The 24,677-nt window shown below is 72.0% G+C and carries 21 protein-coding genes and 1 riboswitch; of the genes, 14 read left to right on the forward strand and 7 right to left on the reverse strand.

Annotated elements, in window-relative coordinates; translation table 11 throughout:
* Positions 1–76 precede the first annotated feature (76 nt).
* Genes ACSNN8_RS15700 through ACSNN8_RS15710 form a run of 3 tightly spaced genes read right to left on the reverse strand, consistent with a single transcriptional unit; the run spans position 77 to position 1,955 of the window.
* Positions 77–850, reverse strand: a complete 774-nt coding sequence (locus tag ACSNN8_RS15700) for a hypothetical protein (protein ID WP_436649927.1) — start codon at positions 848–850, stop codon at positions 77–79.
* 30 nt (positions 851–880) lie between these two features.
* A complete protein-coding gene (locus ACSNN8_RS15705) occupies positions 881–1,561 on the reverse strand; it encodes a DedA family protein (RefSeq protein ID WP_436649928.1) in 681 nt (226 codons plus the stop codon).
* A 46-nt stretch (positions 1,562–1,607) separates the two neighbouring features.
* A complete protein-coding gene (locus ACSNN8_RS15710) occupies positions 1,608–1,955 on the reverse strand; it encodes a DNA polymerase ligase N-terminal domain-containing protein (RefSeq protein WP_436649929.1) in 348 nt (115 codons plus the stop codon).
* A 140-nt stretch (positions 1,956–2,095) separates the two neighbouring features.
* Between ACSNN8_RS15710 and ACSNN8_RS15715 the strand changes: the two genes are divergently transcribed.
* Positions 2,096–3,679 (forward strand): glycoside hydrolase domain-containing protein, encoded by a 1,584-nt coding sequence (locus ACSNN8_RS15715; RefSeq protein WP_436649930.1) that lies wholly within the window; start codon positions 2,096–2,098, stop codon positions 3,677–3,679.
* Between the two features lie 59 nt (positions 3,680–3,738).
* On the opposite strand, the gene ACSNN8_RS15720 is transcribed toward ACSNN8_RS15715, so the two are convergent.
* Positions 3,739–4,557 (reverse strand): RNA polymerase sigma factor SigF, encoded by an 819-nt coding sequence (locus ACSNN8_RS15720; protein WP_436649931.1) that lies wholly within the window; start codon positions 4,555–4,557, stop codon positions 3,739–3,741.
* A gap of 331 nt (positions 4,558–4,888) precedes the next feature.
* Between ACSNN8_RS15720 and ACSNN8_RS15725 the strand changes: the two genes are divergently transcribed.
* From ACSNN8_RS15725 to ACSNN8_RS15735, 3 genes are read left to right on the forward strand one after another with little or no spacing between them, the layout of a single operon-like run.
* Positions 4,889–5,302, forward strand: a complete 414-nt coding sequence (locus ACSNN8_RS15725) for an ATP-binding protein (RefSeq protein WP_436649932.1) — start codon at positions 4,889–4,891, stop codon at positions 5,300–5,302.
* Between the two features lie 29 nt (positions 5,303–5,331).
* The gene (locus ACSNN8_RS15730; protein WP_436649933.1) at positions 5,332–5,658 is read left to right on the forward strand and encodes an STAS domain-containing protein; all 327 of its coding nucleotides are present in this window, start codon (positions 5,332–5,334) and stop codon (positions 5,656–5,658) included.
* A gap of 9 nt (positions 5,659–5,667) precedes the next feature.
* Entirely contained in the window at positions 5,668–6,894 is a 1,227-nt protein-coding gene (locus ACSNN8_RS15735; RefSeq protein WP_436649934.1) for an SLC13 family permease, read from the forward strand.
* Positions 6,895–7,033: 139 nt separating this feature from the next.
* Here the strand turns inward: ACSNN8_RS15735 and ACSNN8_RS15740 are convergent, their stop codons facing one another.
* Positions 7,034–7,594, reverse strand: a complete 561-nt coding sequence (locus tag ACSNN8_RS15740; RefSeq protein WP_436649935.1) for a hypothetical protein — start codon at positions 7,592–7,594, stop codon at positions 7,034–7,036.
* A gap of 198 nt (positions 7,595–7,792) precedes the next feature.
* Here ACSNN8_RS15740 and ACSNN8_RS15745 point away from each other — a divergent pair, with 198 nt between their 5' ends.
* From ACSNN8_RS15745 to ACSNN8_RS15775, 7 genes are all read left to right on the forward strand, one after another.
* Positions 7,793–9,037: an ROK family transcriptional regulator gene (locus ACSNN8_RS15745; protein WP_436649936.1), complete on the forward strand. Its 1,245-nt coding sequence runs from the start codon at positions 7,793–7,795 to the stop codon at positions 9,035–9,037.
* Positions 9,034–9,843, forward strand: coding sequence for an ABC transporter permease (locus tag ACSNN8_RS15750; protein ID WP_436649937.1), 810 nt, complete (start codon positions 9,034–9,036; stop codon positions 9,841–9,843). The genes ACSNN8_RS15745 and ACSNN8_RS15750 overlap by 4 nt, the downstream gene beginning before the upstream one ends.
* The gene (locus ACSNN8_RS15755) at positions 9,840–10,601 is read left to right on the forward strand and encodes an ABC transporter ATP-binding protein (protein WP_436649938.1); all 762 of its coding nucleotides are present in this window, start codon (positions 9,840–9,842) and stop codon (positions 10,599–10,601) included. The genes ACSNN8_RS15750 and ACSNN8_RS15755 overlap by 4 nt, the downstream gene beginning before the upstream one ends.
* Positions 10,598–11,596, forward strand: a complete 999-nt coding sequence (locus ACSNN8_RS15760) for an aliphatic sulfonate ABC transporter substrate-binding protein (protein WP_436649939.1) — start codon at positions 10,598–10,600, stop codon at positions 11,594–11,596. The genes ACSNN8_RS15755 and ACSNN8_RS15760 overlap by 4 nt, the downstream gene beginning before the upstream one ends.
* Positions 11,593–13,059: a sulfatase-like hydrolase/transferase gene (locus tag ACSNN8_RS15765; RefSeq protein WP_436649940.1), complete on the forward strand. Its 1,467-nt coding sequence runs from the start codon at positions 11,593–11,595 to the stop codon at positions 13,057–13,059. The genes ACSNN8_RS15760 and ACSNN8_RS15765 overlap by 4 nt, the downstream gene beginning before the upstream one ends.
* Positions 13,056–14,471 carry a sulfatase family protein gene (locus ACSNN8_RS15770; RefSeq protein WP_436649941.1) on the forward strand — a complete coding sequence of 472 codons (1,416 nt, stop codon included), beginning with the start codon at positions 13,056–13,058 and terminating at the stop codon, positions 14,469–14,471. The genes ACSNN8_RS15765 and ACSNN8_RS15770 overlap by 4 nt, the downstream gene beginning before the upstream one ends.
* Before the next feature lie 146 nt (positions 14,472–14,617).
* Positions 14,618–15,439 carry a formylglycine-generating enzyme family protein gene (locus ACSNN8_RS15775; RefSeq protein WP_436649942.1) on the forward strand — a complete coding sequence of 274 codons (822 nt, stop codon included), beginning with the start codon at positions 14,618–14,620 and terminating at the stop codon, positions 15,437–15,439.
* A 646-nt stretch (positions 15,440–16,085) separates the two neighbouring features.
* Here the strand turns inward: ACSNN8_RS15775 and ACSNN8_RS15780 are convergent.
* On the reverse strand, positions 16,086–17,654 hold the full coding sequence (locus ACSNN8_RS15780; RefSeq protein WP_436649944.1) for a cation:proton antiporter: 1,569 nt from the start codon (positions 17,652–17,654) through the stop codon (positions 16,086–16,088).
* 277 nt (positions 17,655–17,931) lie between these two features.
* Positions 17,932–18,024, forward strand: a riboswitch (ZMP/ZTP riboswitch).
* Between the two features lie 19 nt (positions 18,025–18,043).
* On the opposite strand from ACSNN8_RS15780, the gene ACSNN8_RS15785 reads away from it, so the two are divergent.
* Both ACSNN8_RS15785 and ACSNN8_RS15790 read left to right on the forward strand, forming a co-directional pair.
* Positions 18,044–19,468 (forward strand): glycine hydroxymethyltransferase, encoded by a 1,425-nt coding sequence (locus tag ACSNN8_RS15785; RefSeq protein ID WP_436649945.1) that lies wholly within the window; start codon positions 18,044–18,046, stop codon positions 19,466–19,468.
* 193 nt (positions 19,469–19,661) lie between these two features.
* Positions 19,662–20,753, forward strand: a complete 1,092-nt coding sequence (locus ACSNN8_RS15790) for an L-dopachrome tautomerase-related protein (protein WP_436649946.1) — start codon at positions 19,662–19,664, stop codon at positions 20,751–20,753.
* Here ACSNN8_RS15790 and ACSNN8_RS15795 read toward each other — a convergent pair.
* Positions 20,740–21,639, reverse strand: a complete 900-nt coding sequence (locus ACSNN8_RS15795) for a phosphotransferase (RefSeq protein WP_436649947.1) — start codon at positions 21,637–21,639, stop codon at positions 20,740–20,742. The two genes, ACSNN8_RS15790 and ACSNN8_RS15795, sit on opposite strands and share 14 nt — an antisense overlap.
* 187 nt (positions 21,640–21,826) lie before the next feature.
* Here ACSNN8_RS15795 and ACSNN8_RS15800 point away from each other — a divergent pair, with 187 nt between their 5' ends.
* A complete protein-coding gene (locus ACSNN8_RS15800) occupies positions 21,827–24,649 on the forward strand; it encodes an AAA domain-containing protein (RefSeq protein ID WP_436649948.1) in 2,823 nt (940 codons plus the stop codon).
* Positions 24,650–24,677: the final 28 nt, after the last annotated feature.

The raw sequence follows: 24,677 nt of genomic DNA on the forward strand, positions 1-24,677 counted from the left end.
ACAGCGGGGGCGGCCACCACGTCGCGGGACGGGTGGCCGCCTCGGCCACGGACGAGAGGCAATGAGGCGTACGGGATCAGGTGGTCCGCTTACGCGGAGCGCTGCGCCGGGTGGGGGTTGCGGGCGCCGGCGTCTCGGCGGCCGTGGTGCTCTTGCGGGGAGCCCGCGCACGCGTGGAGGCCGATGCGGCCGCCTTGCGCGCGGTCGAGCGGGCCGCGGTGGCCACGGCCGTGTTCGGTTCGACCGGAGCGGCGGTCTCCGCCTGGCCGCCCGACGCATCGGCAGGCGGGGTGTCGGTGGCCGGCGCGTCGCCGTTCGGAGAAGCGGCGTCGGCAGGCTGGTCCGGAACCGGCGGGATGACGGCCGGCAGGTCGGGACTGACCGGAGCGGCGGGCCGGGCCGACTCGGTCTCGGCGGCTGCGGACGCGGCGGGCTGGGCCGACTTGGTCTCCGCGGCTGCGGACGCGGCGGGCTGGGCCGACTTCGTCTCGGCGGCTGCTGACGCGGCGGCGCGGTCCTTCGCCTTCTCGCGCTGGATCAGATCGGCGAGCAGGCTCTGCTCGTACTTCTCGTCGAGCGCGGCGGCCCGGCTCTGGGCCTTCTGCGCGCGGGTGACGGCCTTGCGGTGCGCCTTCTCCAGCCGGGCCTTGTCGCGGGCCTGGGTCTTGAGGGAGCGCTTGAGCCGCCTGGCCTCGGCCTCGGCGTTGCGCAACGCCTGCGTCTGCAACCGGGTCGCGTCGGCGTTGGTGCGCAGCCGGTTCTCCAGCTCGGTGACGGTCGTCCTGGTGCGCTCGACCGCTTCGTTGGCTGCCGCACTCTGTTCCCGGCGGCGTTCGAGCTTGGTGCTCACGGCGTGTCTCCTTTCCGTATCACTTCTGCCCTACCCGTGGTGCGGCGGCGCAATCTCCTCGGAGATCGTGTCATCGGCCGCGGCCTTCCGGGCGCGGCGCCGGCGGATGTGCCGCACGTGCAGCGTCACGTAGCCGGCCACCGCGAGCGTGACAGCCGCGATGGCCCACCACTTGTAGCGGTGCGCGTGCTCGATGATCTCGACCAGGTGGGTGCCGAGCAGATAGGCGACGGTCGTCCACAGCCCCACCCAGAGGGCCGCGCCGATCGCGTTGTAGAGCAGGAACGTGCGCCACGGCATCGCCGTGATCCCGGCGATCACCCCGTTGAGCTGGCGCAGCCCGTCGATGAAGCGGGCGACCACGACCACCCGGCCGCCGCGGCGGGCGAAGAAGCCCTCGGCGCGGGCGAGCCGCTCGGGCGTGAGGAAGACGTACCGGCCCCAGCGCAGCGCCAGCTTGCGGCCGCCGCGCGCCCCGATCCAGTAGCCGACGTTGTCGCCGAGCACGGCCGCGACGAAGGAGAGCGCCGCGACGGCGAAGATGTTCATCCGCCCGGCGCCCGCGTAGATCGCCGCGGCCACCATGATGGTCTGCCCGGGCGCGGGGACGCCGAAGCTCTCGACCCCGATGATGGCGGCAACGGCGTAATAGCCCCAGCGGTCGAGAAGCGGGGCCACGCCGTGCAGGAATCCGGGAAGGTCGGCTTGCATCGGCTCAACGGTAGCCGGGATCCCGCGGGGCCGACGCGCGGAGTCGCTACTGCGGCTGATCCCTGGTGCGGTGCAGGAGCCAGTTGACCCCGTCGGTGTGAATCAGCGCGTACCGGTGCGACCCGTCGCGGCCGTGCAGCGTGAAGACGAACCGCTTGTCGGTGCGGTCCTGAAGCTCCCACCAGCCGATGTCCGCGATCGACTTGTCCGCGTCGGTGTAGGTGAGGTGGTCGAGGTCGTGATCCGGCACGGCGACGGCGAGCCGGTTGCGCGCCGGATCGGTGGGCAGCCCGCGCGGGACGGCCCACGAGCGCAGCACGCCGTTCTCCTCGAGCCGCAGGTCGAAGTGCGGGCGGGGCTTGCGGTGGTCGTGCAGCACGAAGGCGGGCTCCACCGGGCGACTGTAACCGGCCGGGGACCGGTGGGGGATCGTCCGCGACCAATCCGTTGATCAAGAAGTTGAACGAGCGGGCCGGACGGACCGGCCGTTCGGCCGTGGCCGGAGGGGAGGCCGGCTTGCTTGGGTGTGCCGTCATGAATTTCCTGTCGCGCCGCAGAACCGCGGTCGCCGCGCTGATCGCCGCCGTGGTGGTGAGCATGTCGGCCTTCGCGCTCACCCGCGCCGACGCTGCCGCGTACAGCACCGTCCAGCCGGGCGCCTTCACCGGCTCTGCGTTCGACGCGTGCACCGCGCCGCCCAGCGCCTCGATGAAGGCGTGGCGCGCCTCGTCGCCGTACCGGGCCGTCGGTATTTACATAGGCGGCGTCAACCGCGCCTGTGCCCAGCCGCAGCTCACCGCCGGCTGGGTCAAGGAGCAGGTGCAGGCCGGCTGGAAGCTGCTGCCGCTCTACGTCGGCCCGCAGGCGACCTGCACGACTATCGGCAGCAGCCGCACGCTGATCGACAACGCGCACGCCGACACGCAGGGCCGCGCCGCCGCCTCGGACGCCGTCGCACAGGCGAGCGCGCTGGGTCTCGCGCGCGAGAGCGTGATCATTTATGACCTGGAGGCGTACCGCACCGACGACCCGGCCTGTCGCAAGGGTGTGCTGGCCTTCCTGAACGGCTGGACCGCCCGGCTGCACGACAACGGCTACTTCTCCGGCTTCTACTCCAGCGTCGCCTCGGGCATCGCCGACCAGGTCACCGCGTACGCGACACCCGGATACACCCGCCCCGACTACGTCGACTTCGCCCGCTGGGACCAGAAGGTCACGCTCGCCGACCCGCGGATCCCGGCGACCGCCTGGCCCGGCAAGCGGCGCATGAAGCAGTACCGCGGCGGCCACAAGGAGACGTACGGCGGTGTCACGATCAACGTCGACAACGACTACGTGGACTTCGCGCCGCTGCCCCGCACCAGGGCGGCCGACTTCACCGGCAACGGCTGGCCGGACGTGCTGGGCCGGTCCGCGACCGGGTCGCTCGCGGCCTTTCCCGGCAACGGGTCGCTGGTCGACGCGAACGCGCGGCGCTCGCTGGGCGGCGGCTGGAAGGCCATGACCGCGATCGTGCGGATCGGCGACCTCGACCGGGACGGCCGCGAGGACGTGGTCGCCCGCCGGTCCAACGGTGAGCTGTGGTTGCACCCCGGCGCGAGTTCCGGGTTGGGGCGGCCGCGGAAGCTGGCCTCGGGCTGGCAGGCGCTTCGCGAGATCACCGCGATCGGCGACCTCACCGGGGACGGCTACCCCGACCTGCTGGCGATCTCCAAGGCGAACAAGCTCTACCTGTACGCCGGGCTGCCCGGCGCGGCGCTGGCCCGCCCGAAGCTGGTCGGCAGCGGCTGGGCCGGCAAGACCGAGCTGGCCGGCGCCGGGGACTTCAACCGCGACGGGTTCCCCGACCTGGCGGCGCGGGTCACCTACGACGGCGGTCTGTACCTGTGGACCGGGCGCAAGGGCGGCTTCACCGGCAAGCGCCTCAAGCTGGGCGCCACCGCCACCGGTCTGCGCGACCTGATCGGCGTCGGCGACTTCGACCGGGACGGCTACCCGGACCTGGCAGCCGTTCAGAAGTCGACGGGCGCGCTGGTGCTGCTGCGCGGTGCCGGCTCAGGCGTTCGTGCCCCGTTCCGCCTGGCGACGGGCTTCGGCGGCACGGCCCCGCTCGCCTGAGCCGGAAAAGACTCGTGGCCGGCCCGAACCGGGCCGGCCACGAAATTCTTGCGGAAGCTTTACAGGGTGTCGGACGCCAGCTGGCCGCGCAGCTTCGTCAGCGCCTTGGTGAGCAGGCGGGAGACGTGCATCTGGCTGATGCCGATCTGCTCGGCGATCTGCGACTGGGTCAGGTTGCCGTAGAAGCGCAGCGTGAGGATTTTCTGCTCGCGCTCGTCGAGGGTGGCCAGCGCGGGGCCGAGGGCGACGCGGGTCTCGGCCAGCTCGTACTCGTAGTCCTCGCCGCCGAGGGTGTCGCCGAGCTCGGTGGAGCCGTCGGCGCTGATCGGGGTGGACAGGCTGGTGGCGTTGTAGGCGCGGGCGCCTTCCAGGCCTTCGAGGACGTCTTCCTCGGTGACGCCCAGGTGGGCGGCGACGTCGGCGACGGTCGGGGAGCGGCCGAGGCTGTGGGTGAGGGTGCTGTTGGCCTCGGTGATGGCCAGGCGCAGTTCCTGCAGGCGGCGGGGCACGCGCACGGACCAGGTGCGGTCGCGGAAGTGGCGCTTGATCTCGCCGATGATGGTGGGGATGGCGTAGCCGGCGAAGTCGACGCCGCGTTCGGGGTCGAACTTGTCGACGGCCTTGATCAGGCCGACGGTGGCGGTCTGGACGAGGTCGTCGGTGGGCTCGCCGCGGCCGGAGTAGCGGTGGGCGAGGTGACGGGCGAGCGGCAGCCACGCCTCGATCGCCCGGTCGCGCAGAGCGGCGCGAGACGGGTGACCGGCCGGCATCGCGGCCATAGCGTTCAGCAGCTCGGCCGCGCTGTCGGCGGGCGCCGTGACGCCGGCCGGAAGTGCTTCCTGCGCCTGCTCTGTGCTGGCGGTCTCGGTGACGGTCATGTCGGTGGTCCTCCCTGGCACCTCTCCGGAGAGCCGGTCCTCACACTGCGAGGACCCGGTCGGTCGGGTGTCCCTATCTCAAGGTCGACGGTGTCTATTCCCCCGCCGTCGACCACGCACACTAGGCCGTTCGGGTATGAAAACCCTAACCGAGAGGCCCAGAAAAGACTAGCCGAAAGTATGAGTTACTTTGCGTGATAGCAAATATACGGAGAGGATCTCACCGGGCATCCAAGGCTCTGGATGCGAACGGGGCCGGACCGGACCGTCACGTCTCTGTGTAACCACCCGGGCCCGTGTGAAACCTCCCGGGCAGGGCAAGATGGACGGCATGTCTGGCCTGCGCCCCGCCGCGCCCTATCCGGCAGCGGTCGAGCTGCGCTGCTGGACCCTCGACGCGTTCGGCGAGTTGCGCAGGCTGCGCGCGGCCCTGCGCGAGGCGATCGAGAACAACGCGGCCGAGGTGGACGACCTGTTCGACAAGATGGCCGTGGTCGCCACCGAGCTCGCCACCAACGCGCTGCGGCACGGGCTGCCGCCGACCGAGGTGCGCCTGCTGCGCTACGACCACCGGCTGATCCTCGACGTCGCGGATTACGACGTGGGCACGCTCCCGGAGGTCGACGACAGCCGTCCGCTGGGCGCCGGAGGGCTCGGACTGCAGCTCACGAAGACTTTCGCGATCGACACGGGCTGGTACACCACCGAGACCACCAAACACGTCTGGGCCAGCTTCCCGGGCTGAATCTCCAGCGGCCTGATAGAAATGCCCCCGTGGCGGACTCCTACGAGATCGGCCGGGAGCGAGCGGCCGGCCGGGCCGCGACGATCCTGCGCCCCAGCGGCGAGCTGGACATCAACGCGCGCGACGACCTGCGCGCGTCGATCCTCGAAGCTCTCGACGAGCCGGGCGGGGACAGGCGCGGCGTGGTGGTCGATCTCGCCGGCGTCACCTTCATCGACTCCGAGGCGCTCGGCGCGCTGATCGACGGCTACAACGCGGCCGTCTCGCTCGACGCCTGCTTCCGCGTGGTCAACGCCACGGGACCGGTGGCCCGTGTGCTCACCGTCTCGGGTGCGCAGGAACTGTTCGACTCGTAACCTGCCGCCGTGGACTTGATCATCTCGGCGATCCTGCTGGCTGCCGTGCTGGCCTTCGCCGTCGCGCGCCCGCGCGGCCTGCCGGAGGCGGTCGCCGCCGTCCCGGCCGCAGGGGTCGCGGTCGCCGCCGGTCTCGTCCCGTGGCACGACGCCCTCGCCGAGATCCGCGAGCTAGGCCCGACCGTGGGCTTCCTCGCCGCCGTGCTGGTGCTGGCCCACCTCGCGGCCGATCATGGCGTCTTCTCGTACGCCGGAAGGGTCGCGGCCCGGCTGGGCGGAGGTCACCCGCCCCGGCTGCTCACGGCCGTCTTCGTGGCGGCCTCGCTCATCACCGCCTTCCTCAGCCTCGACGCCACCGTCGTGCTGCTGACCCCGGTCGTGCTGGCCACGGCCGCCCGCGTCGGCGCCCGGCCCCGCCCGCACGCGTTCGCCTCGGCCCACCTGGCCAACTCGGCCTCGCTGCTGCTGCCCGTCTCCAACCTGACCAACCTGCTCGCCTTCGCGGCCGGCGGGCTGAGCTTTCTCGGCTTCACGGGGCTGATGACGCTGCCCTGGCTGGCCGTCGTGCTCGTCGAGTACCTGGTGTTCCGCGCGTACTTCCGGGCCGACCTGCGGGCGCGCGAGCAGCCCCGGCCCGACCAGGGCAACGGGCCGCCCCCGCGGTACGCCCTGGTGGTGCTCGCCGTGACGCTGGTGGGCTTCGCCGTGGTGCACCCGCTCGGCGTGCACCCGGCGTGGGTGGCCGTGGCCGGGGCGGTGTTGCTGGCCGTGCCCCGCCGGGTGCCGGTCGGCACGCTCGTGCGCGAGGCGAACCCGGCCTTCTGCGCCTTCGTGCTGGCGCTCGGCGTCGTGGTGCTCGCGGTGCAGCGGCACGGCCTCGAGGACCTGCTCGACGCGATCGTGCCCGACCACCCCGACCTGCTCGGGCTGCTGGCCGTCGCGTTCCTGGCCGCCGCGCTGGCCAACCTGCTCAACAACCTGCCGGCGACGCTCGCGCTGCTGCCGGTGGTGGAGTCGCGGCCCGGGCTGCTGCTGGCCATGCTGATCGGGGTGAACGTCGGGCCGAACCTCACGTACGTCGGCTCGCTGGCCACGCTGCTGTGGCGGCAGATCCTGCACACCCACGACGCGGCGCCGGACGCCCGCGACTTCCTGCGGCTGGGCGTGCTCACCGTGCCGCCGGCCCTGGTGGCCGGGGTGCTCGCGCTGTGGCTGAGCCTGCGCGTGGCCGGCTGAGAAACAGGGCGCACCCTCGCCGCCGCGCCGGCATCGGTCCGGGGAATGGCCGAGGTGATCCGGTGGGGGATTTCGGCGGCGGGGTGCGTCCGACGCAGTCAGTCTTGTCGATGTAACTGTTACAGGCAAGTAAAACTGGTTACGGAACTCGGGCCGGCGGCGCGCCGCTCGGCGGGGTGCCGCCGGGGCCGCCGGGAGCTCCGGACGGGCCGCCGTCGCCGGAGAGTTGACCGCCGGTGGGGGTCGTGCTGGTGTCCACCCTGACCGTGAGCGAGACCGCGTACCCCTTGGCCGGGTCGCCGGTGACCGTGCCGAGCTGCGTGGCGGCCGAGTCGTCGCCGAAGACGTTGTCGCTGTCCAGGCTGACCCGGCTCAGGGCGCTCACCGACGCCTCGTACCCGGTGGTGGCGTAGAAGAACGTCGCCTTGCCCGCGGCGTCGGCGATCTGGACGCCGCGCAGGTAGTTCTGGTCCTTGACCGCCTCCGAGTACAGCGAGTACTGCCCGGCGCGGTCGCAGTGCCAGACGTAGACCGCCGTGCCCGCGAACGGTCTGCCGCCGTTCGCCAGGCCGAACCCGCGCAGCAGGTGCCGCCGGCTCACCAGCGTGCCGAGGTCGAAGCCGAGGCCCTGGTCGACGACCTCTTCGTCCGGCCGGGGGAGTCGTCGTCCCTCGTGCGCCGGTCCGGGGCTCCGGGGCATCGTCCGCTCCTTCTTTCAGGTGCCGCACGGTTTCGACGAGCCTAGGGCCGATTGTTGTGGAAGGTCTGTGTATGTCCTGTCGGTCGTGCGGCCGCTTGTGTGACGGGCGCGTCATGGAGGAAGTTTTCCTACCGGTTTAGAAGAGATAATTCTGCCGGACTGTTGACGGAAAAATTCGGGCCCGCCTACGGTGGCGGCATGTCCGGGTCCGGAGGCGTTCATGCGCTGGTCAGGCGCGCTCACGAGGAGCGCGTGCTGGCGATTCTGCGCGAGCGCGGCGGGCTCAGCCGGGCCCAGATCGCGGCCCGGTCGGGGCTGTCCCGCACCACGCTGTCGGAGATAACGTCCGAGCTGCTCGCGCGCGGCGCGATCGTGGTCGTCACCACCGACGCGGGCGAGCGGGCCGGCAGCGGACGCCCCGCCGAGCTGCTGGCGCTCGACCCGCGGTCGGGGCAGTTCCTCGGGGTCGACCTCGGCCACACCCGGGCGCGCGTCGCGGTCGCCGACGCGGCGCACGAGATCATCGCGAGCGGCGTCGAGGAGTACCCGGCGGGCAGTTCCTGGCCGCGTCGCCTGGCCGCCGGGGTCGATCTCGTCGACCGGGTGGCCCGCGAGCAGGGCGTCGGCCTGACCGCGCTGCAGGGCATCGGGGTCGGCGTCGCGGGACCCGACCCGGCCGGCGGCTCGCGGGCCGACGTGCTCGCCGCCTTCGCGGAACGCTTCTCGGCCCCCGTGCTCGTCGACAACAACACCCGGTTCGCCGCGCTGGCGGAGGCGACGATCGCGGCGGATCGCGTCCCCGCGGCAAGCGGCGAACCTGAGGCCGGCAACGCACGCCCGGCCGGGCGCGCCGCCACCGGCAGCGCGGTGGCCGGGCACGAGGTGGGCAACCTGCTCTACGTGCGGCTCGCGGACGGGATCGGCGGCGGGCTCGTGGCGGGCGGGCGGCTGATCTCCGGGGCCGGCGGCGTGGCGGGGGAGTTCGGGCACGTGAAGGTGGACCGGTCCGGCGCGGTGTGCCGCTGCGGCAAGCGCGGCTGCCTCGAGACGGTCGCCGCCGTGCGTCCCGCGCTGGCCGCGGCCGGCGTCCGTGACCTGGCCGAGCTGGCCGCCCGCCGCGAGGAGCCGCAGGTGCGCGCCGCCATGGACCGGGTGGCCGATGCCCTCGGCCGGGTGCTCGCCGACGCGGCGTTGATCCTCGACCCCGAGCAGATTGTCATCGGCGGCCCGCTGCCGCGCGCGGTGCCCTCGATCGTCGCCCGCGCCGGCGCCGTGGTCGCCGGCGAGAGCATCCGCCTCGGGGCCGGCCCGCTGATCCGGGCCGCCCGGCTCGGCGACGACGACGGCGCCCGCGGCGCGATCACCGCGTGTTTCCGGCAGTCGCCGCTGCTGGCCGGCTATCCGGGCGTGCCCCGCCCTCGACCCTCCGGGAGCCCCTCATGACCGTGGTCCAGGTGGACACCGAGGTCGCCGCCGGCACACCTCCGCCCGAGCCGCGCCGCCGCCGCGGCGTACCGAAAGGGCTCTGGAATCTGCTCTCGGTGGTGCTGGGCATCGGGGTGTGGTGGGGCTTCGCGCTCGCCGGCTTCGACATTCCGGCGCCGCCCGAGGTGCTGGTGCGGTTCAAGGAGCTGATCGCCGACGGCACGCTCGCCGACGACGTGCTCGCCAGCCTGGGCCGGGTGCTCGCGGGCTTCGTGCTGGGTGTCGTGCTCGCCGTGCCGGTCGGTTTCTTGATGGGCTGGTACGGCGTCGCGCGCGGCCTGCTCGAGCCGTGGGTGCAGTTCTTCCGCACGATCCCGCCGCTGGCGATCATCCCGCTCGCGGTCGTGCTGATGGGCATCGGCGAGACCCCGAAGATCTTCGTCATCTTTCTGGCGTCGTTCCTGGCCTGCGTGATCGCGACCTTCCAGGGCGTGGTGGGCGTCGACAAGACGCTGATCAACGCGGCCCGGGTGCTCGGCGCCAAGGACGGCACGATCTTCGCCCGGGTGGTGGTGCCGGCGTCCACCCCGTTCATCCTCGTCGGCATGCGGGTCGGGCTCGGCTCGTCGTGGGCCACGCTGGTCGCCGCCGAACTGATCGCGGCGCAGCAGGGCCTCGGCTATCGCATGCAGAGTGCCCAGCTCTACTACGACCTTCCGACGATCTTCGTGGGGCTGATCAGCATCGGCGTGCTTGGCCTGCTGATGGACCGGCTGCTGTTGCTCGCCGAGCGCCGTCTGACCGACTGGCAGGAGCGCCGATGATCACCGTCCAGAACGTCCGGAAGGTCTTCCCGGTCAAGGGCGGCGAGTTCGTCGCGCTCGGCGGCGTGGACCTCGACGTGCGCGACAACGAGTTCGTCACCGTCGTCGGCCCGTCCGGGTGCGGCAAGACCACGGTCATGAACATCCTGGCCGGGCTGGAGACGCCGACGAGCGGCCGGGCCCTGGTCGACGGGAAGGTGATCACCGGACCCGGACCCGACCGCGGCGTGATCTTCCAGCAGTACGCGCTGTTTCCGTGGCTGACCGTCCGCAAGAACGTGGAGTTCGGACTCCGTACGGCCGGGGTGCCGAGGGCCGAGCGACGCGAGCGCGCCCAGCACTTCATCGACCTGGTCGGCCTGCACGACTTCGCCGACGCGCTGCCCCGCACCCTGTCCGGCGGCATGAAGCAGCGCTGCGCCATCGCCCGCGCGTACGCCGTCGGCCCCTCGATCCTGCTCATGGACGAGCCGTTCGGAGCCGTGGACGCCCTCACCCGCGTACGCCTGCAGGAACAACTGCTGCAGACGTGGAGCCAGGAGAAACGCACCGTCGTCTTCATCACCCACGACGTCGACGAGGCGGTCTTCCTCGCGAACCGGGTCGTCGTCATGGCGGCCCGGCCCGGCCGGATCGTCGAGATCGTCGACGTCGACCTGCCCTACCCCCGCACCGAAGAACTGCGGCTCAGTCCCGCCTTCACGGCGCTGCGCAACCGAGTGTGGAGCGCCGTCTATCACCAGGAGCCTGTTGCATGAAGCGTCTTCTCGCCGCCCTCGCGGCGGCCTCGCTGCTGAGCGTGGCCGCTTGCGGATCATCTGATGACAACTCCTCGTCCGCCGCCGGCGGGACGACGAAGGTCAACTTCGGCTACATCGCCGACTACAACGGCGCGAGCCTGCTCGCGGTCGCCGACGACCAGAAGCTGTGGGCCAAGCACGGCCTCGAGGTCAGCACCAAGGTCTTCACCAACGGCCCGCTGCAGATCACCGCGATCAACGCCGGCGACCTCGACTTCGGCTACATCGGCCCGGGCGCGGTGTGGCTGCCCGCCTCCGGCAAGGCCAAGATCGTGTCGCTCAACTCGCTGGGCAACGCCGACCGGGTGATCGCCCAGCCCGGCATCACCGACCTCGCCCAGCTCAAGGGCAAGAAGGTCGGCGTGCCCGAGGGCACCTCGGGCGACATGATCCTCACCCTCGCGCTGCAGAAGGCCGGGCTGTCCGCGTCCGACATCCAGCGCGTGCCGATGGACCCGGCGACGATCGTCTCGGCGTTCGCCTCGGGCCAGATCGACGCGGCCGGCATCTGGTATCCGCTGCTCAACAACATCAAGCAGAAGAAGCCCGGCCTGGTCGAGCTGGCCAAGAACGAGGACTTCTCGAGCACGGTGTCGTTCCCGACCGCGTTCGTGGCGGGCAACGAGGTGGCCGGCGACAAGGACAAGACCACCAAGGTCGTGCAGGTGCTGCGCGAGGCCATGGACTACCGCGCCGCGAACAGCGACAAGACCGTCGAGCTCACCGCCGCGCTGCTCAAGCAGCCCGTGGACGCGGTGAAGGCCGACTCCGGCAACAGCAAGATGCTCGACTCCAAGACGCTCGACGGCTACACCGCCGACGGCACGGTCACCAAGTGGCTCAGCGGCATGGGCGACTACTTCGTGGGCGCCGGCAAGCTGCAGAGCAACCCCGACCCGAAGACCTACTACCTCGGTGACGTCTTCACCGGAGCGGGAGCAGCCGCGAAGTGAACTTCCTCTTCCTCATGACCGACCAGCACCGGGTCGACACGCTCGGGGCGTACGGGAACACCCAGGTCCGCACGCCCCACCTGAACCGCCTCGCGGCGACCGGCACCCGATTCGACCGGTGGTACACGCCGACCGCGATCTGCACGCCCGCGCGGGCCAGCCTGCTCACCGGGCAGGCGCCGTTCCGGCACAAGGTGCTCGCCAACCACGAGCGCAACGTCGGATACCAGGAGGATCTCGCCGAAGGCACGTTCACCTTTCCGGTGGCGCTGCGCGAGCGCGGCTACAACGTCGGGCTGATCGGCAAGTGGCACGCGGGCACGCTCAAGGCGCCCGCGGACTACGGATTCGACGGGCCGCACCTGCCCGGCTGGCACAACCCGGTCGATCATGGGGACTATCGGGCGTACCTCAAGGAGAACGACCTTCCGCCGTACGAGATCACCGACCACATCCGCGGGACCCTGCCCAACGGCGGCCCCGGCAACCTGCTCGCCGCCCGGCTGCAGCAGCCGGTGGAGGCGACGTTCGAGTACTACATGGCGACCCGGACCATCGAGATGCTCCGGTCGTATCAGCAGGACGGCAAGCCGTTCTACCTGGCGACGCACTTCTTCGGCCCGCACCTGCCCTACATCGTCCCCGACGCGTACTTCGACCTCATCGACCCGGAGACCGTCGAGCTGCCCAAGTCGATCGCCGAGACGTTCGAGGGCAAGCCGCCCGTCCAGCGCAACTACAGCGCGCACTGGACGTTCGACACGATGCCGATCGAGGTCACGCGCAAGCTGATCGCGGTCTACCGGGGATACGTCACGCTGATCGACGAGCAGGTCGGGCGGATCCTCGACGAGCTCGACCGGCTGGGGCTGACCGACGCGACCACGGTGTTCTTCACCTGTGACCACGGGGAGTTCACCGGGTCGCACCGGCTGCACGACAAGGGCCCGGCCATGTACGAGGACATCTACCGCACGCCCGGGATCGTCCGCATCCCCGGCGCGCCGCCGCAGGCCCGCGACGAGTTCGTCTCGCTGCTGGACTGCACGGCGACGATCCTCGACCTGGCCGGGCTGGACCGGTCGGAGGCGGTCGATTCCCGCAGCCTCGTGCCGCTGGTGCGCGGCGAGCACCCCGAGTGGCAGCCGGACATCGTGGCCGAGTTCCACGGGCACCACTTCCCGTACCCGCAGCGGATGCTCCGGGAGGACCGCTACAAGCTGGTCGTCAACCCGGACTCCACCAACGAGCTCTACGACCTGGAGCGCGACCCGGACGAGCTGCTGAACATCTACCACCACCCCGAGATGGCCGAGGTGCGCGGCCGCATGCTGCGCCGTCTGTACGCGCTGCTGGTCGAGCGCGACGACCGGTTCTACCACTGGATGACCTCGATGTACGACGTCGGCGCGGTCGACCACGACCCGACGCTCAGCGGGCTCGACGAGGCCTCGTACCGATGAGCGGGCGCCGGCCGAACATCGTCATGATCCTGACCGACGACCACGCCGCGCACGCGATCTCCGCGTACGGCTCGCAGGTCAACACGACGCCGCGCATCGACGAGATCGCCCGGCTCGGCCGGCGCTTCGACAACTGCTTCGCCACGAACTCGCTCTGCTCGCCGTCGCGGGCCAGCATCCTGACCGGCACCTACAGCCACGTCAACGGCGTCACCACGCTGGTCACACCGATCGACGCGGCCCAGCCCAGCTTCGTCAGCGCGCTGCGCTCGTCGGGCTACCGGACCGCGATGGTCGGCAAGTGGCACATGGGCGACGGACCCGGGCACGACCCGCAGCACTTCGACTACTGGGACGTGCTGATCGAGCAGGGCGAGTACGTCGACCCGCAGTTCCTCTCGGAGTCCGGGCTGCGCACGGTCCCCGGCTACGCCACCGACATCATCACCGACCTGGCGCTGGACTGGATCTCGTCGCTCCCGGTGTCCCAGCCGTACTGCGTGCTGATCTACCACAAGGCGCCGCACCGGCCCTGGGTCCCGCCACCCTCGTCGGAAAACCGGTTCATCGAGCCGATCCCGCTGCCGCCCACCTTCGGCGACGACTACGCCACGCGCACGTCGTCGGCGCGGCGCGCGGCCATGCGGATCGCCGAGCACCTGACGCTCGAGGACCTCAAGACGCCGCCGCCGGCCGGGCTCCCGTACGAGCAGGAGGCGCTCTGGAAGTACCAGCGGTTCATGGAGGACTACCTGCGCTGCGTCGCGTCGGTCGACGACAACGTGGGCCGGGTGACCGACTTCCTCCGCGAGCGCGGCGAGTTCGACGACACTGTGCTGATGTACGCCTCCGACCAGGGCTTCTTCCTCGGCGACCACGGGTGGTTCGACAAGCGCTTCATGTACGAGCAGTCGCTGCGGATGCCGCTGGTCCTGTCGTACCCCCGGAAGGTCTCTCCCGGCGTGATCGGCGAGATGGTCACGAACGTGGACTGGGCGCAGACACTGCTGGAGGCCGCCGGGGTGCCGGCCCACCCGCGCATGCAGGGCCGCAGCTTCTGGCCCTTGCTGCGGGGACGGGACTACGTCGCCTCCGAGGGCGTCTACTACCGGTACTGGGAGCACGACGACGTTTTCCACAAGGCGCCGGCGCACTACGGCTACCGCACGACGCGGCACAAGCTGATCTACTTCTACAACGACGGCCTGGGGATCCCCGGCTGCGGGCCGGACACCTATCCGCCCGAGTGGGAGCTGTACGACCTGCTCGAGGATCCGGCCGAACTGCGCAACGTGTACGACGATCCCGCGTACGCCGACGTGCGGGAGGAGCTGAAGGCCGCGATGTGGCAGGAGCAGGCGCGGCTGGGCGACAAGCCCCATCCCAGCCAGCCGCGGCCGGTGATGTTGTGAGCGAGTGCTGCAGCCCCTCGTCCGGCCGCCCCTCCACGCCGCCCGCCGTTCCGGCTCCCCTTCCCCTTTCGTCGCCGTCGGCTCTTCCTGTGCCGTCGCCCGTTCATCGGGCGGGGCGCGGGCGCCACGGCGTACCGCAGGCTGCCGTGCCCGCGCAGACGTTCGCGATGGGCGACGCGTTCGGCGACGGCGTCCGCCCCGACGGCGAGCAGCCCGTGCATCCGGTACGCGTCGCCGCTTTCGCCATCGACGCGACCACCGTGACCGTCGCCGACTTCCGCGCCTTCGTCGACGACACCGGCTACCGCACCGAGGCCGAGTCGTTCGGCTGGTCGGCGGTCTTCCACCTGGCCGTCGCCCCCACCGACGAGGCCGACATCGTCGGCAGCATGGCCGGCACCCCGTGGTGGCTGGGCGTCTCCGGCGCCGACTGGGCCCACCCCGCCGGCCCTTCCTCCACCGCCGACGACGACCACCCTGTCGTGCACGTCAGCTGGAACGACGCCCAGGCGTACTGCACCTGGGCCGGCCGCCGCCTGCCCACCGAGGCCGAGTGGGAATGCGCCGCCCGCGGCGGGCGCCCCTCGCAGCGCTACCCCTGGGGCGACGCCCTGCCGCCGGAGTGGGCGTGCAACATCTGGCAGGGCACGTTCCCCACCGAGAACACCGCCGAGGACGGCTGGCTCACCACCGCGCCGGCCCGCTCGTACGCACCCAACGACTACGGCCTCTACCAGCCGATCGGCAACGTGTGGGAATGGTGCGCCGACTGGTTCTCACCCGTCTACTACGCGTCGTCCCCTGTGGACAACCCGCAGGGCCCACCCCTGGGCGCAGCCCGCACCATCCGCGGCGGTTCCTACCTGTGCCATGACTCGTACTGCAACCGCTACCGCAACGCGGCCCGCTCCTCCAACACCCCCGACTCCTCAACCGGCAATACCGGTTTCCGCACCGTGGCCCTCTGACCCCACCCCTGAGCCCGCCGGCTCTGGTCAACCCTCTCACCTGCCCACCCCGCCCAACCAGGGGGCGGGCCCACTGTAGGCGCCTGTCAAGCCGCCGATCCGGCTTATCCACAGGCATGCGCGATGACTCGTCGGCTCGTCCACAGCCGTGCGTGATGACTCGTCCACTCATCCACAGGAATGCACGGCGACTCGCCGATTCGTCCACAGGCAACGCGGTGAACTGCGGGGCTTGTGCACAGGCAAGCGCCGTGAACTGCGGCTCGTGCACAGGCGCACGCGGCGCCTCGTCGGCTCGTCTGCAAGCGCCGTGGTGGCCCATCGGCTCATCTGCAGGCGGGCGTGGTGGCCCGTCGGCTCCTGCAGAGGCGGGCGCGGTTACCCGCTGGCTTGTGCACAGGCGGATGCGGTGGTCCGTCGGCTCGTCCGCGGGAGGGCGCGTTGATCCACCGGCTTGTGCACAGGTGGGCGTGGGTGGCCCATCGGCTTGTGCATGGACGGACGCGGTGACCTGTTGGCTCGCCCGCGGGCCGGCGCGGTGACGCGTCGGCTTGTGCACAGGTGGGCGTGTGGACCGCCGGCTCGTGCACAGGCGGACGCGACGGGCCGATTCGATCACGTAAGGACGTACGCCCCGAACTGACGCTCAGGCCTGGCCTGCCGGGAAGGTGGTGTGGCGGGCCGCCTGGCGTAGGTCGACCTCCTCGATCAGTTCGCGCGCGATGTCCTCGGTCAGCTCGCGGTCGCGGACGGCCGTGGCCAGGGCCCGGCGCTGGGCCTCGAAGGTCGCGTCGACGTCCGCGGTCGGCTCGGCCGTCGCGCCGGACGCGATCAGGCGGCCACGTTCGCGCATGGCCTCGGCTTCGGCCCGCTCGCCGGTGAGGTCGAAGTTCAGCAGGCGGGCCAGCCGGGCGGTCGTGGTGCCCTGGATCAGCAGCGTGCCGAGCGTGACGATCAGCGCGATCGCCTGGATGGCGTCGCGGCCGGGGAACTCCTCGCCGGACGCGGTGTGCTCGGGGATGGAGGCCGCGGCGGCCAGGGTGAGGATGCCGCGCATGCCGGTCCAGCCGACCAGCAGGGTCTCCTTGGTCGTCGGCGCGGGCAGCGGTTCAGCGCGGCGACGGGCGCTGCGGCGCTCCCGCCACTGCTCGTAGCGGGCACGGTAACGGTCGTCCCGCTCCACGCGGCGCTGGATGCCCCGCTCCTTGAGCAGCCAGCGGCCGAACAGCGCGTACACCCCGGCCAGGCGCAGCACGATCGCGGCGAGCAGGAGCACGCCGGCCGCCACCAGCGTGCGGGTCAGTCCCGGCTCCTCCGACCGGGCGAGGTCCTGGAGCACGAACTTCAGCTGCAGGCCGATGTACGCGAACACGAACGTCTCGAGCAGGAAGTCGACCACCGGCCAGACCTGCCCCTCCTGCAGGCGGGCCCGGTACGCGCCCGGGTACTGGTGGCGCGGGTCGAGGGTCAGGTTGGCGCTCAGCGAGAAGGCCGCCACGACCACCGCGAGGATGCCGGAGGCGTGCACCTCCTCGGCGGTCAGGAAGGCGGTGAACGGCACCAGCAGCACCAGCGCGGTCTCCAGCGTCGGGTTGCCCAGCCGCTTGCGGATCCAGAGCGCGGCCACGGCGTACGCGGCGCCGATCCCGATGCCGATCAGGGCGGTCCGGAAGAACTCCCCGATGCCGCCCTGCCACGTGGTGTGCTCCCCGTTGACGGCCGCGACCGCGATGCTGAACAGGGTGAGCGCGGTGGCGTCGTTGACCAGGCTCTCGCCGGTGAGGATCGAGGTCGCCCGCTTCGGCAGCCCGATCTCCTCGCCGTGCGAGACCGTGGTGATCGTGTCGGGCGGCGCGAGCACCGCGCCCAGCACGAACGCGACCGAGAGGCCGAGCGTCGGCAGCAGCCACGACGAGATCAGCCCGAGCGCGCCCGCGGTCAGCACCACGAGGATCACGCCGAGCGACCAGATCGCGCGCAGGTTCGCCCCGAAGCCCGAGACCGACGCGCCGCGGGTGGCCGAGTACAGCAGCGGCGGGATGACGATCGCGAGGATCAGCTCGCTCTCCAGCTCGAGCCGCGGCACCCCGGGGATGAACGACGCGGCCGCGGCCAGCACCACGATGATCATGCCGGGCTCGACGCCGCGCTTGCGCGCGAGCGCCGACACCGCGATGCCCACACCGATGATGAGCAGGATCTGTACGCCGTTCACGGCATCAGATTAGTGAGTCAGCCGGACGTCCTGGATCTGTACCAGAGTCGCGACCGCGAGACCGCCCCGGCGGGTGAGCGGCGCGGCCAGCCCATCGGTCCTCGCGCTCGCCGCCACGGCCGCCGCGTCCGCGGATCGACCTGCCAGTACGGCGGGTCGGTCAGAGCCTTCTTGCGTTCCAGGATGTCGATGAGCCGCAAGTCACCCTCCTCCAGGTGCGGTGACCGTATGACTCCTCTCGGGGCATACGCAACCAACTTTCGTACCGGTATGCTCGTCCGCGGGCCGTGACTGGCGCGTCAAGGTGGGGCAACCATCGGGGAGCGGCTCCGTCGTTGGGACGAACTTGCCGTGCGCCTGGGCCTCTGCATCCGTGATAGGGAGGTCCCATGCCCGAGTTGAACCCTGAATCCGCCGCTTTCCGCTCCGCCCTCGAGGTGGTCCGGACCGTCGAGCCGCGCATCGCCGACGCCATCGCCAAGGAACTCACCGACCAGCGCGAGTCGCTCAAGCTGATCGCCAGCGAGAACTACGCGTCCCCGGCCGTGCTGCTCGCGATGGGCAACTGGCTGTCCGACAAGTACGCCGAGGGCACGATCGGCCGCCGCTTCTACGCCGGCTGCCAGAACGTGGACACCGTCGAGGCGATCGCCGTCGAGCACGCGAAGGCCCTGTTCGACGCGCCCTACGCGTACGTGCAGCCGCACTCCGGCATCGACGCCAACCTGGTGGCGTACTGGGCGATCCTCGCCGACCGGGTCGAGGTGCCGCATCTGCGGAAGTTCGAGAAGCGCCAGATCAACGACCTCACCGACGCCGAGTGGGCCGAGCTGCGCCAGGCGTTCGGCAACCAGCGCATGCTGGGTATGAGCCTCGACGCGGGCGGCCACCTCACCCACGGCTTCCGGCCCAACATCAGCGGCAAGATGTTCGACCAGCGCAGCTACGGCGTCGACCCGGCCACCGGTCAGATCGACTACGCGGCCCTGCGCGAGACGGCCCGCGAGTTCAAGCCGCTGATCATCGTGGGCGGCTACTCGGCGTACCCCCGGAAGGTGAACTTCGCGACGCTGCGCGAGATCGCCGACGAGGTGGGCGCCACGTTCATGGTCGACATGGCGCACTTCGCCGGTCTGGTCGCGGGCAAGGTCTTCACCGGCGACTACAGCCCGTTCCCGCACGCGCACATCGTCACCACGACCACGCACAAGTCGCTGCGCGGCCCGCGCGGCGGCGCCGTGTTCGCCCAGCCCGAGCTGGCCGACCAGGTCGACCGCGGCTGCCCGATGGTGCTCGGCGGCCCGCTCGCCCACGTGATGGCCGCCAAGGCGATCGCGTTCGCCGAGGCCCGGCAGCCGTCGTTCCGGACGTACGCGCAGCAGATCGTCGACAACAGCCAGGCGCTCGCCGAGGGGCTGCTCCGGCGCGGTGTGCAGGTCGTCTCCGGCGGCACCGACAACCACCTGGTGCTGATCGACGTGCACCCGTTCGGCCTCACCGGCCGCCAGGCCGAGCAGGCCCTGCTCGACAGCGGCGTGGTCACCAACCGCAACGCGATCCCGCAGGACCCGAACGGCGCCTGGTACACCTCCGGCATCCGGGTCGGCACTCCCGCGCTGACCTCGCGCGGCCTCGGGGTCGCCGAGATGGACCAGATCGCCGAGCTCATCCACACGGTCCTGGCCGCCACCAAGCCCGCCGAGGGCTCGAAGGCCAAGTTCCACCTCGACGCCGCCGTCGCCGACAGCGTCCACAAGCAGGCGCACGAGCTGCTCGCCGGGTTCCCGCTCTACCCGAGCGTCGACCTGGGCTGACACGGACGCCGGCGTACGCCCGGTGCCCGTCAGCGGGTGCCGGGCGGTTCGTCGTCCGCGCGCCGGCGCCTGTGGACAACGTCGGTTGATCAACAGCCGCGCGCGGTAGGGTGGTGGCCCCCAGGGCGGGTGGGCTGGCTGGTGGGCCGGCTGGTGCACGAGTGATCGGCCCCGGGACGGGTATGCCACCTGTGTGAGCGACCAACCACGCGACCTTCCCGTCGGCGCCCTCGAGACCGTGCACACCTTCGACTCGGGCCCCATGCCCACCGGCGTCGGGGTGTCGAGAACCGGCCGGGTCTTCGTCAACTTCCCCAAGTGGGGCGACGACGTCCCGTTCACCGTCGCCGAGATCCGCGACGGCGAGGTCGTGCCCTACCCGGACCTGGACTGGAACTCGCCCGCGAGCGACGCCGACCCCGAGGCCCTCGTCTCGGTGCAGAGCATCGTCGTGGACCCGGCCGACCGCCTGTGGATCCTGGACACCGGCAGCCCGATGTTCCAGCCCACCCAGCAGGGCGGCCCCAAGCTGGTCTGTGTCGACCTCGAGACCGACCAGGTCGTCCGCACGATCGTCTTCGAACCCGACGTGGCGCTGCCGACGACCTACCTCAACGACGTACGGTTCGACCTGCGCCGCAACGCCGCGTTCATCACCGACTCGGCCGACCAGGGACCGAACGCGCTGATCGTGGTCGACCTGCACACCGGCGAGGCGTGGCGCCGCCTGGAGGACCACCCGTCGACCAAGGCGGTGCAGCCGCCCGACATGCTGCCCGTGGTCGAGGGCAAGCCGTTCATGGAACGCCCCAAGGACGGCCCGCCGCAGCCGGTGACGATGGGCGCGGACGGCATCGCGATCGCCGCGGACGGCTCGCGCATCTACTACTGCCCGCTGATCTCCCGCCGCTGGTACAGCGTCTCCGCGGACGCGCTGTTCGACCGCGGCATGAGCGACGCCGACGTGGCCGCCACGGTCACCGACGAGGGCGACAAGGGCGGCGGCTCCGACGGCCTCGAGACCGACGACCGGGGCCGGCTGTACCTGACCGACTGGGAACACCAGTCCGTGCTGCGCCGCCTGCCCGACGGCACCTTCGAGACGCTGGTGCACGACTCGCGCCTGCTGTGGCCCGACACGATGTCGGTGGCCGACGGCTACCTCTACGTGACCGCGAACCAGCTGCACCGCCAGGCGAAGTACCAGCACGACGACGACCGCAGGCAGTACCCGTACTCGCTGTTCCGCGTCCCGATCGACGCGGGCCCGGTCAACCTCCGCTGACCAGCCGAGAGGCGAGCCATCGCAGGGCGTGCAGGCCCTGCTCCCGTTGCATGCGGCGCAGGGCCGGCGGGCCCGGCAGGTGACCGTCCCGCCAGCCCCGTCCCGCCAGCCCGGCGAGCGCCACGTTCACGCCATCGGCGGGCGCGTCCGGCCAACAGGCGCGCAGCAGCCGCTCCGGGTCGTGCCCGCAGGCCGCCACGTCCGGCCCGAGCCGCACCGCGTCCGTCCAGCGCGGCGCGGTCCACAGGTGCGTCCAGTCCACGATGAGCAGCCGCCCGTCCCGCCGCCGGAGGACGTTGTCGCGGCGCAGGTCGCCGTGGTGCAGCGCGGTTCCGTCGGCCAGCGCATCGAGCCAGCGGCTCTCGAGCTCGGCCAGCACCTCCCGCGGAGCGTCGACCGGCAGCGCCGGCAGGTCCGGCTCGTTCCAGGCGCCGAGCAGAGGTACAAACGCCCGGGCGTACGGGGTGGTGCCGCGCAGCGGGCTCGGATCGAACAGCTCCCGCATCCGCCGCAGGATCCCGGCCAGCCGCGGCAGGTCGGCGGCCTCCCATCGCGTCACGGGCTCCCCTTCGACGACCTCGTAGGCAGCGATCCGCCATGCCCCGACGGTGGCGTGGCCCACCAGCCGCGGGCCTAGGTCGGCGGTCACCTCCGCGAGGGTCACACCTGCCTGTACGGCTTCTCCCAGCCCGGCTCCGACCGGTGCCGCCTTGACGAAGAGCCTCCGCCCGCCGCGCGTCTCTACGACGGAGGCGATCGACGGGGTGAACCCGCCGTCGGCGGGATGCTCGGCGACGACCGGCCCGCCGAGCATGTCCGCCACCGCGGCACGTACGGCCTCGGGCGCGTCATCCAGCCGAGGTCGCCTGGTGTCCGCCTCATCCACGGGACGAGTCTCCCCGGCTGGGCGACGCGTGCATCCATCCGGGTGGACCGTTGCGCCGGGCGGGTGTCGGTCGACGGGTGCGCCGCTTTGCAGGGCGGACGGCCGGCCGTGGGCGGCGGCTGGGCAGCGTCGGGCACGGGTGGCCGGTGGGGTGGGCGGGTGCCGAGGGGCGGTAGCCTCGGGGCCGATGGAGCCGTCGCGTGTGCTTTCTGTGCTGGCCGAACTGGCGCCCGCGGGGAGTGACCGCGAGCTGGACGTGACCCGCGGCGGGCAGCCGCTGGTGTGGCTCGACGACGCGGAGCGGCTCGCGCGGGGCGGCCCGGCCAACCGGCTCGCGGCGATCGGCATGCTGCACCGGGAGGAGAGGCCGCTGCGGCGCGGCTGGGGGTTCCTCCTCGGGCGTACGGAGGTCGACGGCAAGCAGCGCAGGATCAGGGTGCCGCTGCTCAGCCAGCCGGTGCAGCTCGAACGCGGGCTGCTCGGCTACCGCGTCGTGCCGGCCGGCGACGTGGAGATCACCCCGCTGATCGAGGACCGGAAGCTCGCGGCGGCCCTGGAGGCGGCGCCGGGGGTGGCGGCGCCGGGGTGGCTGGAGGCGATCGGCAGCAAGGCCTGGATGTGGTCCGCGGCGGAGGCGACGGGGCTGCCGGTCGACGCGCTCGCCACCGGGCACCGCGCGCCGGACGACCGGATCGTGCTCGTGCCGCAGGCCGCGTTGTTCGTGGTGCGGGACGTGTTCGGCGCGGGGCTGGCCGACAGCCTGCGCAGCTGGGCGGGCCGCGACCTCGGCGGCACGGCGCTGGCAGCCGTCTACGGCTCGCCGCCGGAGGTCGCGGGCAACGACGAGCCGGTGCTGTCGCCGCTGCCGCTGAGCGAGGCGCAGGCCGGGATCGTACGGCGGGTACGAACCGCCCCGGTCACCGTCGTGTCGGGGGCGCCGGGCAACGGCAAGAGCCACACCGTGGTCGCGGCCGCGCTCGAGGTCGTGCACCGCGGCGGGTCGGTGCTGGTGGCAACCCAGTCGCCGCACGCGGCCGAGGTGCTGGCGAACCTGCTGGAGCGCTATCCGGGGCCGGTTCCGGTGCTGTTCGGCGACGGGTCGAAGCGCGAGAGCCTGGCCGCCGAGCTGGCCGCCGGCCTCGACCGCGGCGCCACCGAGAGCGAGCTGCGCGCCGATGCCGAGGCGGTCCGTCGCGCCCGGGAGGCCGTACGCCGGGAAAGTGACGACCTCACCGCGGCGCTCGGCCTCGAGGCGTGCGCCGGGACGCTGCCCGGCTGGCAACCGTTGCTGCCCGGGCTGGCCGCGGACGTGCCCGGCGTGTTCGCCGACGACACCGACCTCGAACGCATGCGGAAACTGCTGCACGGCAACGGCTTGGCGAGGTGGTGGGCGCGGCGGCGGCTGGGCGTGCGCAGCGACGTACCGCCGGATCGGGTGACCGACGCGCTGACCGCGGCCGCCGCGCAGCGTGCCACCGCCCGGCTCGCGGCGACCGGCGGCACCGACCTGCAGCCGCGGTGGGACGCCCTGCGTGAGGCGGAGAAGGCGCTGGCCGCAGCGGTGGGCGAGGCCATGCGACGCGCCGCCCGCAGCGAGCGACGCTGGGACCGCGCCGCACGCCGGGGCGCCGCCGACCTGGCCGTGGCACTGCGGGCCGGCCGCAACCGCCGCCGCGAGCTGCTGGCGGGCTGGGACGCGGAACCCCTCGTCCGGGCCCTGCCGCTCTGGATCGGCACGGTCGCCGACGTGGAGGATCTGCTGCCCGCCTGGCCGGGGATGTTCGACCTGGTCGTGCTCGACGAGGCGTCCCATGTGGACCAGGTGCGCGCGGCGCCGGTGCTGGCCCGGGCCAGGCGGGCGCTGGTGGTCGGCGACCCGCGGCAGCTGCGCTTCGTGTCGTTCGTGAGCGACGTCGACGTGGCCGAGGTGCTCGCGCGGCACGGGGCGGACGAGCGTCTCGACGTACGCCGGGTCAGCTCCTACGACCTCGCGGCGGGCACGGCCCCGGCGACCTGGCTGGCGGAGCACCACCGCAGCGTGCCCCGTCTCATCGGCTTCTCGGCGCGGCGCTTCTACGGCGACCGGCTCGAGGTGCTCACCCGCAACCCCGCCACCGAACAGGCCGACGCGATCGAGATCGTACGGGCATCCGACGAGATCGCCGCCGTGCTCCGGACGGTCGAGCGCCTCGCGGCGCAGGGCACCCGCGGCATCGGTGTGATCTCGCCGTTCCGCGCGCAGGCGGAGGCCTTGGAGGCGGCGCTGGTCGACGCGTATCCCGTCGAGCGCATCGAGGCGCTGGGCCTGCGGACCGGCACCGTGCACGCCTTCCAGGGCAGCGAGGCCGACGTGGTGATCGTGTCGCTGGGCCTGTTGCCGACCGACCCACCGGGCCGCCGGCGCTTCGTCGCCGACCCCAACCTGTTCAACGTCATGGTCACGCGAGCCCGCCACAGGCTCATCGTCGTCACCACCCTGACCACCGCCGACGGCCTGCTCGGCGACTTCTTCACGTACGCCACCACGCCCCCACCCCCGCCCGCCGCGCCGATCTCCTCCGCCTCCGCGCCCTCACCTCGCGCCGACAAAGCGGAAAGGTCGGGTCGAGGGATGGGGATTCCTCTGGAGGGAGCCGCGGTGACGTGCGGAGAAGAGATCGAGCAGTGCGGGGAGGGGACCGCGGTGTGTGGCGAGGGGGAGGCGTCCGGGTGGGTCGGGGAACTGGCTACCGAGCTGTGCCGCCTCGGGGTGGTCGTGCGGCCTGCGTACGCGGTGGGGCGCTGGAACGTCGACCTCTGCATCGGGCCGCCCGGTGGCACGCTCGGCGTCATCTGTGGCCCGCACCCCGACGGGCCGGGGGCGCACCTGGCCCGGCAGCGCGCCCTGTTTCAGGCGGGCTGGCGCCTGCGGGACGCCTTCGCGAGCCGCTGGTCGGGTGATCCGCGCCGGGCGGCGCTCGAGCTCGGTAGCGAGGTGGGTGCAACTGCCGGCGACGCCGCGGACAACTAATCCCGTACGCGCGCCGTCCGATCCTTGC

The sequence above is a fragment of the Actinoplanes sp. URMC 104 genome, assembly GCF_051386375.1.
Classification (GTDB): Bacteria; Actinomycetota; Actinomycetes; order Mycobacteriales; family Micromonosporaceae; genus Actinoplanes.